Raw genomic sequence first — 17,420 nt, 5'->3', positions numbered from 1 at the left:
CGGACACAACCTCCGAGTCTCCCCCTGGACCCGCCACCGCTTGTCGAAAGCGGCAATCTACGGCCGTCACCGATGTAGTCGCCTTCGAGCGCATGCTGCGACGCGGGCCGTAGTCAGGAGGTTGGCCAATGCAGAACTCAGCAAAGAAGAACCGCACTTTCCCCATCCTCGCTCCGAGTTACAGCGCAGAGCGATCCGATGTGGGCCCCAGCGGAGCAGAGTCCAGCGACCCGAATCCCGAAGCGGCACAAACATGGTTGAGCACCGAAGACGTCGCCGCTCGGCTCAAGATTCCGAAAAAGACGCTCGCTGTGTGGGCATCCGCCAACCGTGGCCCGCGATACGCCAAGATCGGACGATTCCGGCGATATCGACTGTGCGATTTGCTCGAATGGGAGGGCGCACAGCTTGCGCGCGGAGGTGGATCGGACCTGTCGCACCAGGGCCAAGCAGAGTGACCCGCCAGCGTCGTTCGGAGAGTAACACCCAGGCAGTAGCTACCAGTCAGCTAACTCCGATGATCTTGCGGCGAGCGCCCATGATCACCAATTTTGTGCATGTCCAGAGAAACGAAGCCGCCCGGCAGTTGTGGCTTCGAGACCGAAAGGAGTGCCATGGCTTACATTCAGAAACGTGTCCGAGGGAAAACCACCAGTTTCGTCGTTCGCTGGTACGACCCCGATGACACCCAACGCTCGGAGTCGTTCGCCAAGCGCGGCCGATACGACATCCCCGGCACCGCCGAGCATTACAAGCATCAGATCGAAACCAGGTTCGCCCAAGGCACATACGTGGACCCGGATCTGGCCAGGGCGCTGCTGCGGACCGAGGTCGACAAATGGGTCGAGCGCAGCAATACCGATACCACCCGTCACCAGCGGCTGAACTTCGCCAAGAACCTCGGCAGACTCGGCGGGACACCGATCGGAGAGATCAGGCCCTCGGAGATCCGTGACTGGGTCGACCAACTCAGTCGCGGACGCCCTTGGCGGGGCGGCAAGCCACTTGCCCCGAATTCTGTTGCCCTGCAGTTCCAATTCCTGCGCACAGTACTGAACATCGCCGTCGACGACGGCATCCTGACCAGCAACCCATGCCGAAAGGTGAAGCTTCCACCACGACCGGACGGCACCAAGGCCGCAACCCAACTGTTGACCGTCGACCAGGTCTGGGCACTGGTCGAAGGCACCAATCAACAGACCGGGTGCATGATGCTGATCTCAGCACAGACCGGGCTTCGACCGAGTGAGGTTGCCGGTCTGCGGGTCTGCGACGTCGACTTTCTCCGCAAGAAGATCCACGTCGTCCAGCAGGCCAGTCATTTCCGCGGCAAGCCTCCCACGGCCCGTTTGAAGACCCGAACGAGCAAGAGGACGGTTCCACTCCCCGCAGGCGTCCATGCGGCGATCAGCGCCTTCTTGACCACCGTGAAACGCAAGCGCCAGGACCTCATCTTCCGCACCAAGGCCGGAAAGTGTTGGACCGCCGACGGTATGGGTGATCGCTTCCGCGCTGTCGCCGAGAAAGCGGAGGTGCCCGACTGCTTCAGCTGGCACGACCTACGCCACTTCTACGCGTCAGCCTTGATCCAGCGGGGCGCTTCGGTCAAGACCGTTCAGGTCCGGCTCGGCCACTCGAGTCCCGACGTGACGTTGAACGTCTACACGCATCTGTGGCCGGATCAGGACGCTCACACGAGGGACGCGATCGAAGGAATCTTCACCCGCCCCAACGGGGGTACCCCGGTAGGGTACCCCCGTCGAAACGGAGCTCTTTCAGACCTGGAAGGGGACCAAAAGGGGACGGAGGCCGCTTCCTGACCCCTCGAAACCGCCCCCGATCAGGCAAGTTTCAGCGAACGACCGATGATCTCCTTCATGATCTCGGTCGTCCCCCCGTAGATCGTCTGGACGCGGGCGTCCATATACGCCTTGGCGATGGGGTACTCGCGCATGTACCCGTAGCCGCCGTGGAGTTGGAGGCACTTGGTGATGAGGTCGAGTTCTTCCTCGGTGCTCCACCACTTGGCCATGGCGGCCTCTTCTACGGTGAGGTTGCCGGCGTTGAGGGCTTCGATGCAGCGGTCGACCAGGACGCGGACCGCGGTGGTCTTGGTCGCCAGTTCGGCCAGGACGAAGCGGGTGTTCTGTTGGGCGCCAATGGGTTTGCCGAAGGCTTTGCGGTCGCGGACGTACTGGATCGTCATGTCCAGGCAGCCCTCCATGGCGGCGGCGGCCATCACGGCGATGGACAGGCGCTCCTGCGGGAGGTTCTGCATGAGGTGGATGAAGCCCATGCCCTCGGTACCGAGCAGGTTCTTGCCGGGGACGCGGACGTCGGTGAAGCTCAGTTCGGCGGTGTCCTGCGCCTTGAGGCCGATCTTGTCCAGGTTGCGGCCGCGCTCGAAACCGGGCATTCCGCGCTCGACGACGAGCAGGGAGAAGCCCATCGAGCCCTTCTCGGGATCGGTCTGGGCGACCACGATCACGATGTCGGAGTTGATGCCGTTGGTGATGAATGTCTTGGCGCCGTTGAGGATCCAGTCGTCGCCGTCCTTGACCGCGCGGGTCTTGATGCCCTGCAGATCCGAGCCGGTGCCGGGTTCGGTCATGGCGATGGCGGTGATGAGTTCACCGGAACAGAAACCGGGCAGCCAGCGCTGCTTCTGCTCGTCGTTGGCCAGCTCCAGCAGGTACGGCGCGATGACGTCGTTGTGCAGCGTGAAACCCAGGCCCGAGTACTGCCCCTTGGCCGTCTCCTCGGTGATGATCGAGTTGTAGCGGAAATCCTTCACCCCGCCGCCGCCGAACTCCTCGGGCACGGCCATGCCCAGGAACCCCTGCTTACCGGCCTCGAGCCAGACCTGCCGGTCGACGACGCCCTCCTGCTCCCACTTCGCATGATTCGGTGCGACGTACTGCTCGAGAAACTTGCCGTACGACTCCCGGAACAGGTCGTGCTCCGGTTCGAAAAGGGTGCGCTCCACGCCAACCTCCTAGTGACCACATGGGCTACCTCGCCTCTGCCCATACGGTACATGGAAGTCGAATCGTCGTTTACTTCGATCCTCGGAAAAGGGGTCCCAACTGCGTAACACGGTGGTCAGCGGACGAGGACAGACTCCCGAACCACGGTAAACCTGCCCGGCACCGACGGTTCAGAGACCGATCGCCCCGCACACCCGGCCCCACAGCGTCCGGCCGCGGTCCCGCTCACGTTCGGCGAACAGGAATCGCAACTCCTCCTCGAGTGCCTTGCGCACCACCGCTTGCAGATCCGCCGCGGCTCGGTCCAGATCCGGCGCGTCGGCCCACGGTGTGGTGTCGATGGGCGTACCCGCCGAGTAGTAGAAGCGCTCGGGTTTGGGCACCAGGGTCGGGCCCACGCCGCGGACCAGCGGCGGCGTCAACGTGCCGTGCAGCCCCAGCGCCTCGACGAGCATCCGCACCGGACGCATGGCCAGGTGATCACCGTCGAAGACGATGTCGTAGATATCGTCCGCGCCGATCATCGCCAGCGGCACGATCGGTGCGCCGGTCTCGATCGCCATCCGCGCGAAACCGGTGCGACCCTCCCATTTCAAGACGTACTTCTCCCCCTTGCGACGCACGGCCTCGCGCCCGCCGCCCGGGAAGACCAGCACCATCTCGCCCTCTTCGAGCAGGGTGCGACAGTTCTCGCGATTACCGCGCACACACCCGATGCTCTGCAGGAAATGCCGCACGCCCGGCACGGTGATCAGCACATTCTCGGCGAGCCCGCGCAACAATCGGCCCCGGGTGCGCGCGAGTTCGGGCCACAGCACGGGGGTGTCGATGCCGAGGAAATTGTGGTTGCCGACCAGCAGCACGGGCCCGTCGGCGGGAATGTTCGACAGGCCGTGGAATACCGGACTGGTCCATGCCCGAATAGGCGCGGCGAACGCCTCGAGTCGCCGAATATCGTTCTCGTTCAACGACATTCGTAGCGGCGCACCATCCGTCAACGCGGTGTCGGCGGTAGTCGTCGCTACCGGCTCGATATCGGACAAGAATCCTCCCTGCGGGCCGAGTCGAATGCGGCCATGGTAACGACGCAGGCTGAGAGGATTCTCAGAGCAGACGACGCCGGCCGTGCGCGGCGAATTCGGCCTCGAATGCGGATCGCCCCTGTTCGGTCAGCGCCTCGTAGACCGGTTCGCCGCGACCGGACCAGCGATACACCGTCTCCCCGGTGCGCCACGCCTGCTCCTGCAACTGCCGTTTGAGCACCTTGTTCGATCCGGTCACCGGAAGGTTCGCCGAGACGCGCAGCAGTCGCGGTATCCCTTTGGTCCCGAGATCGTCCTGGGCACTGAGGAATTCGGCGAATTCCCGCAGATCGAAACCGGCCGGATCGGCGACCTCGACCGCGGCCATCACCTGATCACCCGACCGCGGATCGGGCACGCCGTAGACCGCGGCCGCGATCACTGCGGGATGACGCCGCAGCACCCGTTCGATCATCAGCGCCGAGGTGTTCTCGCCCTCCACCCGGATCCAGTCGCCTTTTCGGCCCGCGAAGTAGAGAAATCCGCTGTTATCGATGTAACCGAGATCACCCGTCCAGTACCAACCGTTGCGGATACGTTCGGCATCGGCGATGTCGTTCTTGTAATACCCCTCGAAGGACAGCGCGCCCGCCTTGTCGACCATTTCGCCGATGGCGTGGTCCGGATTGCGGACGCGGCCGTATTCGTCCAGGTCGGCGCGGGCGCATTCGGCCAGCGTGTCCGGGTGGACGATCGCGACCCCGGCATGTGCGGGGCGGCCGAGCGCGCCGGGCGGTGTGTGCGGATCCAGGGCGACCATGCCCGAGCCCTCGCTCGAACCGTAGCCCTCGAACAGTTCCGCGCCGAAGCGGCGGCGGAATTCGGCCTGGTCGGTCGTCGATGCCTCGGTGCCGAAACCGCGCGTCAAGCTGTTGTCCGAATCCTCGGGTGTTTCGGGCGTGGCCATCAGGTAGCCCAGCGCCTTACCCACATAGGTGAAGAAGGTCGCGCCGTAATAGCGGATATCCGGAAGGAATTGGGACGCAGAGAATTTCGGCGTCAGGCAGATCGTCGCGCCGACCGCCAGCGCCGGGGACCACAGCGCCATGATCGCGTTGCCGTGGAACAGTGGCATACAGCAGTACTCGACATCGTCGCGAATATGCCCGAATTTCCGGACCGCGGCATATGCCACGCGCGTCAGGCGGCCCTGAGAACACTTGACTGCCTTGGACATTCCGGTCGTGCCCGAGGTGAACAACAACAGCAGCAGCGAATCCGGTCCGCCGAACACCTCGGGTTCGCAGCGTTGATCCCGGACCGCGCGCACATGGTCCGGATCGTCGATCAGCAGGAAGCGATCCCGCGCGAGGTTGGTTTCGAGATCTCGAAGACGTTGCAGCCCAGCGGAATCGGTGACGATGAGCTGACAGTCGGTGTACCGGATGTCGGCACCGAGCTGTTCGGTGCCGCGGGTGGGATTGATACCGACGATGGTCGCGCCCGCCAGTGCCGCCGCGCCGAGCCAGAAGACGAAATCCGGGACGTTCTCCAGCAATACACCGATGTGGAACGGGCCCTCGCGCCGCATCTTTCGCGCCAGCGCCGCGCGCGCCGCCGACTCCCGGACCACCTCGTCCCACGTCCAGGTGGCGGTGCGGGACAGCAGACCGGGACGGTCGTCACCGACCCGATCCAGCAGCATCGTCGCGATATCGGTACGCAGGTGGTCGGTCATCGTCGACCTCGCTTTCCCTCGGCCGTTCCGTCGGTCGATCACGAATTCGCGTGCACGAGTTCGAGATACGCCTGTGGCAGTTCCTCGCGCATCAATTCGCGGATCTCGGTCGGACCCGAATGGTAGGAATCCGACAGCCGCGGCACCTCACCACCCGGCATGTCCACGAGACTCTCCACACCAGCCACTATCCGACCAGCGTGACAAGCCCGCGCCGAGACCGCCAGCAATCACCGACTGAGTGAGACTTCACCTTGCGACCGAGTCGACCCCACATCCCGACCGAACCGGACCTGCCCGCCTCGCCTCGCCTCGCAACCGAGTCAAACCTGCCCACGACCGAACAGACCCGTATCGCGACCGGATTCCCCGCCTCTCGGGACCAGTCCTGCGAAACCAAGCCGTCCAGGTCATCGGAACCGACATGCGCAAACTCGGCCCCGGCATGCGGGACGCGCCTACCTGGGATATCGGACTCCCGATGTTCGAAGCTGAGTCCCGGTCCGGGAGTCGGACCTGCCCCACGACCGAATCAGCCCCTGCCTCGCAACCAAGTCGACCTGTCCACCGACCAGATCAGCCCCTGCTTGCAACCGAAACGGACCAGGATCTCAGCCCAGACCTTCAACCACCTGTCCACTATCGGCAGAGACGACGGCCAGGTCTGGGAGTCAGACGTGGCCCACAGGCAAGTCGGCCTCTGCCTCCCGAGGTCAGTCCTGCGAGACCAAGTCGTCCGGGTCGCCGGAACCCGCGTGGGCGAATTCGGCGAGTGCGGCGGCCAGGGCGTGTGGGACGCGGGCGAGGACGCGGGTGCCGGATTCCTGGTGTTCGGAGCTGATGATGCTGCCGTCGGCGTGGATGCGGGACAGTAGGTCGCCTCGGTTGTACGGCAACAGGATGCTGACCTCTACGTCCAGGCCGCCCAGGATCTCGGCCAGGCGGGCGCGGAGGTCCTCGATGCCCTGGCCGCTGTGAGCGGAGACGAAGACCGCGTCGGGGAGGACGCCGCGCAGCTGGGTCAGTTCCAGGGGGTCGAGGGCATCGATCTTGTTGACCACCAACAACTCTCGCGGGGCGGGGGTGCCGGTCTCGCGCAGCACGTCGGTGACCACGGCGCGTACCGCCTTGATCTGCTCGCCGGGCAGCGGGTCGGAGCCGTCCACGACGTGCAGCAGCAGATCGGCGTCGGTGACCTCCTCGAGCGTCGAACGGAACGCCTCCACCAGCTGCGTGGGCAGATGCCGGACGAAGCCGACGGTGTCGGTGAACACGACCTCGCGGCCGTCCTCCAACGTGGCGCGACGCGTCGTCGGGTCCAGGGTGGCGAACAGCGCGTCCTGCACCAGGATGCCCGCGCCGGTCAGCGCGTTCATCAGGCTCGACTTGCCCGCGTTGGTGTAGCCGACGATCGCGACCGACGGGATGCCGCTCGCGGTGCGGCGCGAACGTTTGGTGTCGCGGGCGGTCTTCATCTCCCGGATCTCGCGGCGCAGTTTCGCCATCCGCTCGCGAATCCGGCGGCGATCGGTCTCGATCTTGGTCTCACCGGGACCACGGGTACCCACACCACCACCGGCGCCACCCGCCCGACCACCGGCCTGCCGGGACATCGACTCACCCCAGCCGCGCAGCCGCGGCAGCATGTACTCCATCTGCGCGAGGGAGACCTGCGCCTTACCCTCGCGGGAGGTCGCGTGCTGGGCGAAAATGTCCAGGATCAGCGCGGTCCGGTCGATCACCTTGACCTTGACGATCTTCTCCAGCGCGGTCAGCTGCGCGGGAGTCAGCTCGCCGTCGCAGACGACCGTGTCCGCGCCGGTGTCCAGCACGACCGCGCGCAACTCGTCGGCCTTGCCGGAACCGATGTAGGTGGCGGGATCGGGCTTGTCGCGACGCTGGATCAGCGCGTCGAGCACCTGCGAACCGGCGGTTTCGGCGAGTGCGGCCAGTTCGGTCATGCTCGCCTCGGCCTGCGTCGCGGTGCCCTCGGTCCACACGCCGACCAGGACGACCTGCTCCAGGCGCAGCTGCCGGTATTCGACCTCGGTGACGTCGGTGAGTTCGGTGGACAGACCCGCGACGCGACGTAGCGAGCTGCGCTCCTCGAGCTGCAACTCGCCGACGGTCGGCGCGGGAGCCCACCCGGCCGCACGGTCCGCGTCGGACGGCTTCTCCGGGGTCGGCACATCGTTGTCCGGTGCCAGCTCGTCGACCGGAGTGAACTCGAACGTTTCAGATTTCCTCATATACCTCCATGCTCCCACGACAGAACGCGGAGACGCACATGAGTTATTTCCGGCCCGATGATCCGGGGGTCAGAGCCCGTTCCACCACTGTTCGGCAATACGTCCCGAGGCGACCAGTTCGGACGGGCCGCGCAGCTTGGCGTCGCCGTGGTCGATGGAAACGGTGACCACCCCGCCGGGCACGCGCACGATCACTTCGCCGGAATCGCGCTCGATCACGAAACCTTCGCGAACCAGCGCCGCGGCGGCCGCGGCCACGGTTCCTGTTCCGCAGGAACGGGTTTCGCCGACGCCGCGCTCGTACACCCGCATATCGACCGCACGCTCGGCATCGGCGGAATCGCCCAGAGCGGTGAGGATTTCGACGTTCACGCCGTGCGGGAACATATCGGGCTCGTACCCCGGAGCCGCAGTCAGATCGAGTTTCGCCAGGGAATCGGCGGTCAGTTCCGGATCCACGCAGGCCAGGTGCGGATTGCCGACATCGATGCCGATACCCGGAAGCGCCCGGCCACCGAGCGTCGCGAAGGATTCGCCCAACTCCCGCACCCGACCCATATCCACGGTGACCTCACCGTGCACCCGATCCGCGGCGTGCACGACCACCGGCCGCGCCCCCGCCCGCGTCCCGACCACGAACGATCCGCTGGTCTCCGCACCGATCGCGGCGAGATGATGCGCGAACACCCGCACCCCGTTACCGCACATCTCTGCGATGGAACCATCGGCATTGCGATAGTCCATGAACCAGTCGTCCGGCCCGACTCCCTCGGGGAGCGCGTCCAGCACACTGGCCTCGACCAGCGGTTCACCCCACGCCACCCGCAACACGCCGTCCGCGCCCAAGCCGCGCTGCCGATCGCACAGCGCCGCGACCCGGCTCGCCGTGAGATCCAACTCCGCCTCGGGGTCGAACAGGATCACGAAATCGTTCTGCGTGCCGTGGCCTTTGGTGAATTCGATGTCGGACACCCGTTCATTCTCCCTGTGCAGTGCCCGGTAGGTCGTCACCGGGGTCGGCACGAGTTGCTGTCCGTGCGGTCAACACCCGAACCGTCGGGAGGATTCCGGCATCACGCACGGCAGGCCAGAACAGGCCGTCGAACCTCCGCGCCTCCGGTTCCGGGCATCGCGATGCTTCGCAGCCATCAGCAAGGTCGAGTTCGTCATCGCGGCCAGCGACGATCGAGCGCATCGGGCACGATTCTGCGCGCTCGGATCGGATTGTCCGCGCCCGGGTCGCATGTCCACACTCGGGTCGGCATGCCCACACTCGGATCCGCATGCCCGCACTCGGATCCGCATGCCCGCACTCGGATCCGCATGTCCACACTCGGACCCGCATGTCCACACTCGGACCCGCATGTCCACACTCGGATCCGCATGTCCGCACTCGGGTCGCATGTCCGCGCTCGGGTCGCATGTCCGCGCTCGGGTCGGCATGCCCACGCTCGGACCCGCATGTCCACACTCGGATCCGCATGCCCGCACTCGGGTCGGCATGTCCACACTCGGATCCGCATGCCCGCACTCGGGTCGCATGTCCGCGCTCGGGTCGGCATGCCCACACTCGGATCCGCATGTCCACACTCGGATCCGCATGCCCGCACTCGGGTCGCATGTCCGCGCTCGGGTCGGCATGCCCACACTCGGATCCGCATGCCCACACTCGGATCCGCATGTCTCAGTGCTTCGAGAGTCAGCCGATGTCCGAGGCGAGGCGAGAAGTTACGTGGGCGAGGGCAGTTTCGGGGAGGTCGGGGTCAGCGCCGTCGAGCCAGTGGACACGGGGGTCGCGGCGGAACCAGGAGCGTTGACGGCGAACATAGCGGCGGGTACCGAAGAGGGTGCGTTCCTGAGCCTGGGCGAGGTCGTATTCGCCGTCGAAGTGGGCCAGGACTTGGGCGTATCCGATTGCACGGCAGGCAGTTTGGCCTTCACGCAACCCGTGGTCGAGCAACGTGCGAACCTCGTCGATGAGGCCGACGGCGAACATGGCCGCGGTGCGGAGTTCGATGCGGGCGTCGAGTTGGGCGGTTTCCCGGTCGACGCCGAGAATGATGGTGCCCCAGTGCGGTTCGCCGATCTGCGGTTGTGAGGCGGCGAACGGGCGGCCGGTGAGTTCGACCACCTCCAGCGCACGCACCATACGACGGCCGTCGGTAGGCAGGATCGTCTGTGCCGCAACAGGATCGGCGTCCCGCAACGCGGCGTGCAGAGCGGTTACACCCCCCTCGGCGAGCAGCGCCTCCCACTTCGCGCGGACCTGCGGATCGGTGGCCGGGAATTCCCAACGGTCCAGCAGGGATTGCACATACATCATCGATCCGCCGACGATGACCGGGGTGCGCCCGCGCGCCATGATCGCCTCGACATCGGCCGAGGCGTCGGCCTGATACGTTGCGACAGTGGCGGTTTCGGTCACCTCGAGGACGTCGAGCTGATGATGGGCGATACCGCGACGCTCGGCCACCGGCAGTTTGGCGGTGCCGATATCCATGCCGCGATACAGCTGCATGGCATCGATGTTGACGATCTCCCCGTTCAGGCGCTGCGCCAATTCCAGTGCGAGATCGGACTTTCCGGTGGCGGTGGGGCCGACCACCGCGATCGGTGTGATCACGAACCGGCTCCCGGACGCCACGTACTCACCTGATAGCCGACACCGAAAGGCGCTGCCCGATACAGGGTTTCGACCTTCGGAGCATCATCGGCGAACAACCCGGCCAACACCTGGTAAGCCGCCCGCCCGGACACCCCGAGTTCCGCACACAGCTCCGTATCCAACGTCGTCAACACGGTGAGGTCACCCGCGGACAGCGCGTCATCGATCCGATCCTGCACCGCCCGCGCCCGCGGATCCAGATACCCCGGCGCACTGGTCGACAAGGTAGCCGCCCCATCCGCGATCACCAGCACACCGCACGTCCCGGCGTCCGCATCCAACTCCCGCCGCAACCGCTCCCCCACCTGCACGCACCCCGACGCATCCTCATCCACCACCCACGCATCAACCGACACCCCGTCCCCCGCGCACCCACGCGCCCACCCCCCGATCAACACCGCCAGCGGCAACCCCGCATCAGCAGCCCCGTCCCCCTCCAACGCCGCTTCCGACAACCCCACCCGAAGATCAACCCCATACCCCCGAAACGTCCCGACCGTCCCCGCATCGAACAGCCGCACGTCATCCAGACCTGCACGCGCCCCAGCCGACGCGCTACCCATCCCCCCATCGACAGCCCGCGCCCGGCCCGAGCTGGCACCCTGCTGCGGCGCTCCCCCCGAAACGCCGCCTACCTCGACATCGAACGCCAAGCCATCGCTTCGAGAAGCGTTCGGCTCGGGTGGTCTCCTCACCGTGCCGATCGCTACGGCATCGAACGCCACCCCTGCGCCGTGCGCAGCAGGTGACCCCGAGATCGCGTCCACCTCGGAGTCCGGCGCGCGACCGTCACCTCCGGAAACGCCCGGCTCGTCGTCGAATCCCGGCCCCACGGCACCCACCCCCACGACGACCCAGCGCGAAGCGACCCCCGCCAGCTCACGCACCGCAGCCAGCACCGCCTCCCGCAGCGGGGGCACCTGAACGGCGAGGTGCGTATCGTCCGCCTCGGGCAGTCCGCCGCACAACTCGGGGACCAGCACGGGCGGTGAGGGGATCAATGCGGCGAGACCGAACACGCCGACAACGGTAGCGGCCCGGCGGGGTGCGGCGGTGCGGCCGGTCCGGACGCGGTCGGCGACGTGGCGCTCGGCCGGTCAGGGGGCAGGTCAGCGGCGGTCGGGCGGAACCGTGCGCGGGGGGCTCTACCACGTATTCGCGGTCCCTGCCACCGCTCGCGCTGCGCCACCCGCGATAAGAGGCGGCGTATCGGCGGTTGGGCTGGTTGAATGGGATGAAGCTAGGGCGTAACCAGGCAGCCGTGACGCGCGGCAGGGACGAGGAGTGATGACCGAGAACAGCGGAACCGAGAAGGCTACCCACCCGGAAACCGGCACGGCGCAGCAGTCCAGCACCCCCGCCGCACCGGGATCCACGCCCGCCGATAGCACGGCCCGGCCCGGTCCGGCGCCCAAGCCCGGCGCTCCCAAACCCGGTGCCCCGAAGCCGGGCGCACCCAAACCGGGTGTTCCCGCGCCGAGCGCTCGCAAACCTCAGCCCCCGCACGACGCGCCCAAACCGCATGCGATCAAACCCCCGACGGGCGCGCCCCAGGAGCATCCGCACCCGGTGGTGGTGCCCACGGTCAGCGATCCGAGCCGCTGGGGCCGCGTCGACGAGGACGGCACCGCCTGGGTCAAAACCGCCGAGGGCGAACGCCAGATCGGTTCCTGGCAGGCCGGTGACGCCGCCGAGGGGCTGGCGCATTTCGGCCGCCGCTTCGACGATCTGGCCACCGAGGTCGCCCTGCTGGAAGCCCGATTGGCGGCCGGCACCGACGCGCGCAAGACCAAGACCGCGGCCCTGGCACTAGCCGAATCGTTGCCCACGGCAGCGGTGATCGGCGACGTCGATGGCCTGGCCCAGCGACTGCAGGCCATCGCCGAGCACTCCGACGAGGCGGCCGCGCAGGCCAAGGAGGAGAAGGAGCGCTCCCGCCACGAGCAGACCGAGCGCAAGGAAACGCTGTGCGCGGAGGCCGAGCAGATCGCCACCGATTCCACCCAGTGGAAGGCCGCGGGCGATCGGCTGCGCGAGATCCTGGACGAGTGGAAGACCATCCGCGGCGTGGACCGCAAGGTCGACGACGCGCTGTGGCGGCGATTCTCCAAGGCCCGCGAGGCGTTCAACCGCCGCCGTGGCGCGCATTTCGCCGAACTCGATCGCGAGCGGGCCGCGGCCAAGACGCGCAAGGAGGAGTTGTGCGCGCGCGCCGAGGAACTGTCCGCCTCGACCGACTGGGCGGGCACCGCCGCGGTCTTCCGCGATCTGCTGACCGAGTGGAAAGCCGCGGGCCGGGCGCCGCGCGAGGCCGACGATCAGCTGTGGCGGCGTTTCAAGGACGCCCAGGACGTCTTCTTCGGCGCGCGCAACGCCGCCGCCTCGGAGCGTGACGCGGAATTCGAGGACAACGCGACCGCCAAACTGGATCTGCTGTCCTCCTTCGAGAACCGGATCACGACCCATCTCGAATCGGATCTGGACGCGGCCCGCAACGAGTTGCGGCATCTCCAGGACAAGTGGGACGAGATCGGCAAGGTCCCGCGCGAGCGCATGCAGGAACTCGAGGGCCGGTTGCGCGGAATCGAGAAGCAGGTCCGCGACGCGGTCGACAGCCAGTGGCGGCGCACCGATCCCGAGGCCGTGGCCCGCGCGGCGCAGTTCCGCGAACGGGTCGCCCAGTTCGAGGAGCAGGCCGCCAAGGCCCAGGCCGCCGGCCGCACCCGCGACGCCGACAAGGCCCTCGAACAGGCCCAGCAGTGGCGTGAATGGGCCGAAGCCGCCGAGGGCGCCGTCACCCGACGGTGAGCATGGATATGCCGCGGCGCTGACGCGGGCTACTTGCCGGTGTCCGCGTCGTCCTCGCCGCGCAGCCAGCGGCGGCTGCGCTCCTCTTCCTCGGCGGCGGCGAGGCGGCGCTGTTCCTCGGCCTCGAGTTGGACCGCGGTGCGGCTCCAGACCACCTTGAGCCAGTGGAAGGTGAGCACGATCATCGCGATCGCGCCCAGGATCAGGCCGAACGACGGTCCGGCGCCGTGGTAGTTGCCCAGTTCCGGGGTCTGGCGATGCCAGATGGACAGCACGCCGAAGACGCTGCCGACCGCGGAACCCGCGACCGCGATCCAGGCCAGTGCCCAGCGTCGGGTGAGCAGGGCCAGCGATGAGAAGCCGATGCCGAAGATCAGCACGAACCACTGGAACACCCGCGAGGGCAGCCCGATGTGGTCGGCGACGGCCGTGTGGTCGAACAGCAGGATGTCCATCCCGCGGGTGTGCCCGGTATGCGGCAGGATCAGGGTCAGCAGCAGCACGAAGACCGCCGCCGCGACCACCATCGCGCGGTAGCCGGGATCGATCTCCCCGGCGATCTTGCGTTCGACCGCCTCCAGATCGTCGTGATAGGACTCGAAGACCTGCGTCTGCTCGGGGTTCATCTGCTCCTCGTTCGACTGGGAATCGCTGCTCTCGGGCGCGGTGTCGGCACCGGCTTCCGGTTCCGCGGCAGCGCCCGACTCGGCCGAATTCTCTTGCGGCACAACGTCTTCGGTATCCGATCGACCGGCATCGCCACCCCTCGCGACAGGCTCGGATGTTCGATCGCCGGACGCGCCGGGACCGGCCGGGGTGATCCCATCCGGCCGGGATTCGTCTTCGGGACGTTCGAGCATCAGTTCTCCACCACTGGTCGCGGTTCTGCGCTGGGATGATCCGGCCGCCGCATCACCTCTGGCCGAACCTCCGACCGTCGCCACCGAGTCACGCTCCCACCCTACGACTCGACGTCAGCGCACTACGACCCGACGTCGTATTAGCGCGCCGCAGACCGTTGATCGCCCCCCAGATCGGACACGTACCCCACGGCGAGCATGCGACCGGTGGTCGCACTTCCGATCGGACACACCCCACAGCGAGCACGCGACCGGGATGGCACCTCCGACCGGACACGACCCCACCGCAAGCACGCGACCGGTGGTCACCCGCGCCACAGGACCTGCACGCCGCAGCGACGGACACGCGACCGGGAATCACACCTCGCAGCCATCCTTAGCGGCGGGCGCGGATCGACCGTCACACCTCGCAGCCGGACCCGCACGCCGCGGCGGCAGGCTGTGGTTCGGGTGCGCCGATCTGGGGCAGGCCGAGTCCGACGCCGATCGGGGCGGTCTTGGGCGTGATACCGCGCTCGTGCGAATCGCCTGCGCGGGTGCGGCGGTGCTCGCGGATCTCACCGTCGGCGATGAGGTGGTGCGGCGCGGCCTCGGTCAGGACGACGCGCACGATGTCACCGGGGCGGATGGTGTTCTGCTCCGGCGGGCGGAAGTGTACGAGCCGTCCGTCGCGGGCCCGGCCGCTCATCCGGGCGGTGGCGGCGTTCTTCTTGCCCGCGCCCTCGGCGACCAGCAGTTCGACCTCGGTCCCGAGCAACGCCCGGTTCGCCTCGAGCGAGATCTCCTCCTGCAACGCGATGAGCCGGTCGTACCGCTCCTGCACCACCGCCTTGGGCACCTGATCTGCCATGGTGGCCGCGGGCGTCCCCGGACGGATCGAGTACTGGAAGGTGAACGCGCTGGTGAACCGCGCCTGGCGCACCACGTCCAGGGTCTGCTGGAAGTCCTCTTCGGTCTCCCCCGGGAAACCCACGATGATGTCGGTGGTGATCGCGGCGTGCGGCATCGCGGCCCGCACCTTCTCGATGATGCCCAGGTAGCGCGCCGAACGGTACGACCGCCGCATCGCCTTGAGCACCCGGTCCGAACCCGATTGCAGCGGCATGTGCAGCTGCGGGCACACGTTCGGGGTCTGCGCCATCGCCTCGATGACGTCGTCGGTGAATTCGGCCGGATGCGGCGAGGTGAACCGGACCCGCTCGAGCCCCTCGATCCGCCCGCACGCCCGCAGCAACTGCGCGAACGCACCCCGATCGCGAGGCTCCTCCGGATCCGCGAAATTCACCCCGTAGGAATTGACGTTCTGCCCGAGCAACGTCACCTCGAGCACGCCCTGATCGACCAGCGCCTGTACCTCGGCGAGCACATCGCCGGGCCGCCGGTCCACCTCCTTGCCACGCAGCGACGGCACGATGCAGAAGGTGCAGGTGTTGTTGCAGCCCACCGAGATCGACACCCAGCCCGCGTACGCCGACTCGCGCTTGGCGGGCAGCGTCGAGGGGAACGCCTCGAGCGATTCGAGGATCTCGACCTGGGCCTGCTCGTTGTGCCGGGCGCGTTCGAGCAGCACCGGCAGCGAGCCGATGTTGTGCGTGCCGAACACCACGTCCACCCACGGCGCGCGACGCAGCACGGTGTCGCGATCCTTCTGCGCCAGGCAGCCGCCGACGGCGATCTGCATACCCGGCCGGTCGGCCTTGATCGGGGCCAGATGCCCGAGCGTGCCGTAGAGCTTGTTGTCCGCGTTCTCCCGCACGGCGCAGGTGTTGAACACGACCAGATCCGCGGTCGCACCGGGTGCGGCGCGATGATATCCGGCGTCTTCGAGCAGGCCCGAGAGCCGCTCGGAGTCGTGCACGTTCATCTGGCACCCGTACGTGCGCACCTCGTAGGTACGGGTCGCGTCCGCGGCGGCCACCGCTCCTCCCGCGGCACCGGCTGCCACCTGCATCGACGAATTCACCCGTCCAGGGTATCGGTAGGACGCAAATCCGGATCGGGCCGTTCCCCGGCGCGACCGGCCGGGCGGCGGTCCGGCGCGCCGCGGGCATTCCGGGCAAGATCCTCAGGCATCGACCGGCGTTGCCGCACACTGGGAATGCCACCGATCCGCATTCAGCACGGTCCGTCGTTCGGCAGAGAGGGCATTCGATGAGGTTCACCCGGGCACTGCGCCTCGGCATCGGCGTTCTGGTACTCACGGTCGTGGCGAGCGGATGCGGCTCGGGCAGTCCCAGAACCGCCGTTCAGGACGCCGCGGCCGGAAAGCTCACCGTCGGTATCAAATTCGATCAGCCCGGGATGGGGTTGCAGAACCGGGACGGCACGTTCTCCGGGTTCGACGTGGACGTCGCGACGTACGTCGCGGGGAAGCTGGGGGTCGCGCCGCAGCACATCACGTTCAAGGAGGCGCCCTCGGCCCAGCGCGAGCGGCTGATCCAGAGCGGGCAGGTCGACATGGTGGTGGCCTCGTATTCGATCACCGATCAGCGCAAGCAGCAGGTCGATTTCGCCGGGCCGTACTTCGTCGCGCATCAGGGGCTGCTGGTGCGGGCGGACAACACCAGCATCCACGATCCGAACTCGCTGCCCACGGGCAGCACGCTGTGCACGGTCGCGGGGTCCACCACCGTCGACCAGGTGAAGCGGGAATTCCCGCATGGTGTGAAACTCATTGAGTACGATACGTATTCGCTGTGTGTTGAGGCGTTGCAGAGCCGGATGGTGGACGCGGTCACCACCGACGACATCATCCTGGCGGGTTACCAGGCGCGCTCGCCCCGGCTGCTGAAACTGCTCGGCCCGATCACCCTCGACGGCAAGCCGGTGCAGGAGCTCTACGGCATCGGATTACGCAAGGGCGACAACGAATCTCGCAACAAGATCGACGACGCGATCAGCGCGATGCTGAACGATCCGGCCAAGCCGTGGCAGACCGCGCTGAGCAAGAATCTCGGCCCGGACTTCCCGATCCCCGCGCCGCCCACCGTGAACCGGTACTGACGGCGCGTTCCGGCGGTGGACGCCCGAAGTTCGCGGCCACCGTTGGATTCACGCAGCGTGAAAATATTTCCTGGCGGGAGCATCATTT

At 67.1% G+C, this 17,420-nt stretch carries 14 protein-coding genes; 4 read left to right on the top strand and 10 right to left on the bottom strand.

What is annotated here, in order from left to right; translation table 11 throughout:
* The first annotated feature begins 128 nt into the window (after positions 1 to 128).
* Positions 129 to 458: a helix-turn-helix domain-containing protein gene (locus NRB20_RS09920; protein ID WP_153409657.1), complete on the top strand. Its 330-nt coding sequence runs from the start codon at positions 129 to 131 to the stop codon at positions 456 to 458.
* Positions 459 to 614: 156 nt separating this feature from the next.
* Positions 615 to 1,820, top strand: coding sequence for a tyrosine-type recombinase/integrase (locus NRB20_RS09915; protein WP_194289777.1), 1,206 nt, complete (start codon positions 615 to 617; stop codon positions 1,818 to 1,820).
* A gap of 20 nt (positions 1,821 to 1,840) precedes the next feature.
* Here the strand turns inward: NRB20_RS09915 and NRB20_RS09910 are convergent, their stop codons facing one another.
* From NRB20_RS09910 to NRB20_RS09875, 8 genes are all read right to left on the bottom strand, one after another.
* The gene (locus NRB20_RS09910) at positions 1,841 to 2,986 is read right to left on the bottom strand and encodes an acyl-CoA dehydrogenase family protein (RefSeq protein ID WP_319944686.1); all 1,146 of its coding nucleotides are present in this window, start codon (positions 2,984 to 2,986) and stop codon (positions 1,841 to 1,843) included.
* A gap of 171 nt (positions 2,987 to 3,157) precedes the next feature.
* Positions 3,158 to 4,030, bottom strand: coding sequence for a lysophospholipid acyltransferase family protein (locus tag NRB20_RS09905; protein WP_227833344.1), 873 nt, complete (start codon positions 4,028 to 4,030; stop codon positions 3,158 to 3,160).
* Between the two features lie 61 nt (positions 4,031 to 4,091).
* The gene (locus NRB20_RS09900; protein ID WP_153409653.1) at positions 4,092 to 5,747 is read right to left on the bottom strand and encodes an AMP-binding protein; all 1,656 of its coding nucleotides are present in this window, start codon (positions 5,745 to 5,747) and stop codon (positions 4,092 to 4,094) included.
* Positions 5,748 to 5,785: 38 nt separating this feature from the next.
* On the bottom strand, positions 5,786 to 5,926 hold the full coding sequence (locus tag NRB20_RS09895) for a hypothetical protein (RefSeq protein ID WP_153409651.1): 141 nt from the start codon (positions 5,924 to 5,926) through the stop codon (positions 5,786 to 5,788).
* A 534-nt stretch (positions 5,927 to 6,460) separates the two neighbouring features.
* Positions 6,461 to 7,996 carry a GTPase HflX gene (gene hflX / locus NRB20_RS09890; protein WP_153409649.1) on the bottom strand — a complete coding sequence of 512 codons (1,536 nt, stop codon included), beginning with the start codon at positions 7,994 to 7,996 and terminating at the stop codon, positions 6,461 to 6,463.
* Positions 7,997 to 8,065: 69 nt separating this feature from the next.
* Positions 8,066 to 8,959 (bottom strand): diaminopimelate epimerase, encoded by an 894-nt coding sequence (dapF, locus tag NRB20_RS09885; protein WP_319944709.1) that lies wholly within the window; start codon positions 8,957 to 8,959, stop codon positions 8,066 to 8,068.
* 736 nt (positions 8,960 to 9,695) lie between these two features.
* Entirely contained in the window at positions 9,696 to 10,619 is a 924-nt protein-coding gene (miaA, locus tag NRB20_RS09880) for a tRNA (adenosine(37)-N6)-dimethylallyltransferase MiaA (RefSeq protein WP_319944685.1), read from the bottom strand.
* Positions 10,616 to 11,680: a class III extradiol ring-cleavage dioxygenase family protein gene (locus NRB20_RS09875; protein WP_153409647.1), complete on the bottom strand. Its 1,065-nt coding sequence runs from the start codon at positions 11,678 to 11,680 to the stop codon at positions 10,616 to 10,618. The genes miaA and NRB20_RS09875 overlap by 4 nt, the downstream gene beginning before the upstream one ends.
* A gap of 268 nt (positions 11,681 to 11,948) precedes the next feature.
* Between NRB20_RS09875 and NRB20_RS09870 the strand changes: the two genes are divergently transcribed.
* The gene (locus NRB20_RS09870) at positions 11,949 to 13,469 is read left to right on the top strand and encodes a DUF349 domain-containing protein (protein ID WP_153409645.1); all 1,521 of its coding nucleotides are present in this window, start codon (positions 11,949 to 11,951) and stop codon (positions 13,467 to 13,469) included.
* Positions 13,470 to 13,498: 29 nt separating this feature from the next.
* Here the strand turns inward: NRB20_RS09870 and NRB20_RS09865 are convergent, their stop codons facing one another.
* Positions 13,499 to 14,095, bottom strand: coding sequence for an Rv2732c family membrane protein (locus NRB20_RS09865; RefSeq protein WP_153409869.1), 597 nt, complete (start codon positions 14,093 to 14,095; stop codon positions 13,499 to 13,501).
* Positions 14,096 to 14,729: 634 nt separating this feature from the next.
* The gene (gene miaB / locus NRB20_RS09860) at positions 14,730 to 16,280 is read right to left on the bottom strand and encodes a tRNA (N6-isopentenyl adenosine(37)-C2)-methylthiotransferase MiaB (protein WP_153409868.1); all 1,551 of its coding nucleotides are present in this window, start codon (positions 16,278 to 16,280) and stop codon (positions 14,730 to 14,732) included.
* Between the two features lie 200 nt (positions 16,281 to 16,480).
* On the opposite strand from miaB, the gene NRB20_RS09855 reads away from it, so the two are divergent.
* Positions 16,481 to 17,332, top strand: coding sequence for a glutamate ABC transporter substrate-binding protein (locus NRB20_RS09855; RefSeq protein ID WP_153409643.1), 852 nt, complete (start codon positions 16,481 to 16,483; stop codon positions 17,330 to 17,332).
* Positions 17,333 to 17,420: the final 88 nt, after the last annotated feature.

It is taken from the genome of Nocardia macrotermitis (assembly GCF_009604405.1).
GTDB lineage: Bacteria > Actinomycetota > Actinomycetes > Mycobacteriales > Mycobacteriaceae > Nocardia > Nocardia macrotermitis.
Note: the sequence above shows the minus strand (reverse complement) of the source record. Positions and strands in the feature narration are given on the sequence as shown.

What these genes read in the sequence shown, in the direction of transcription:
- NRB20_RS09920 (WP_153409657.1), top strand. Translation starts at nt 129, where the DNA reads ATGCAGAACTCAGCAAAGAAGAACCGCACTTTCCCCATCCTCGCTCCG.
- NRB20_RS09915 (WP_194289777.1), top strand. Translation starts at nt 615, where the DNA reads ATGGCTTACATTCAGAAACGTGTCCGAGGGAAAACCACCAGTTTCGTC.
- NRB20_RS09900 (WP_153409653.1), bottom strand. Translation starts at nt 5,747, where the DNA reads ATGACCGACCACCTGCGTACCGATATCGCGACGATGCTGCTGGATCGG.
- hflX (WP_153409649.1), bottom strand. Translation starts at nt 7,996, where the DNA reads ATGAGGAAATCTGAAACGTTCGAGTTCACTCCGGTCGACGAGCTGGCA.
- NRB20_RS09870 (WP_153409645.1), top strand. Translation starts at nt 11,949, where the DNA reads ATGACCGAGAACAGCGGAACCGAGAAGGCTACCCACCCGGAAACCGGC.
- NRB20_RS09865 (WP_153409869.1), bottom strand. Translation starts at nt 14,095, where the DNA reads ATGAACCCCGAGCAGACGCAGGTCTTCGAGTCCTATCACGACGATCTG.
- miaB (WP_153409868.1), bottom strand. Translation starts at nt 16,280, where the DNA reads ATGCAGGTGGCAGCCGGTGCCGCGGGAGGAGCGGTGGCCGCCGCGGAC.
- NRB20_RS09855 (WP_153409643.1), top strand. Translation starts at nt 16,481, where the DNA reads ATGAGGTTCACCCGGGCACTGCGCCTCGGCATCGGCGTTCTGGTACTC.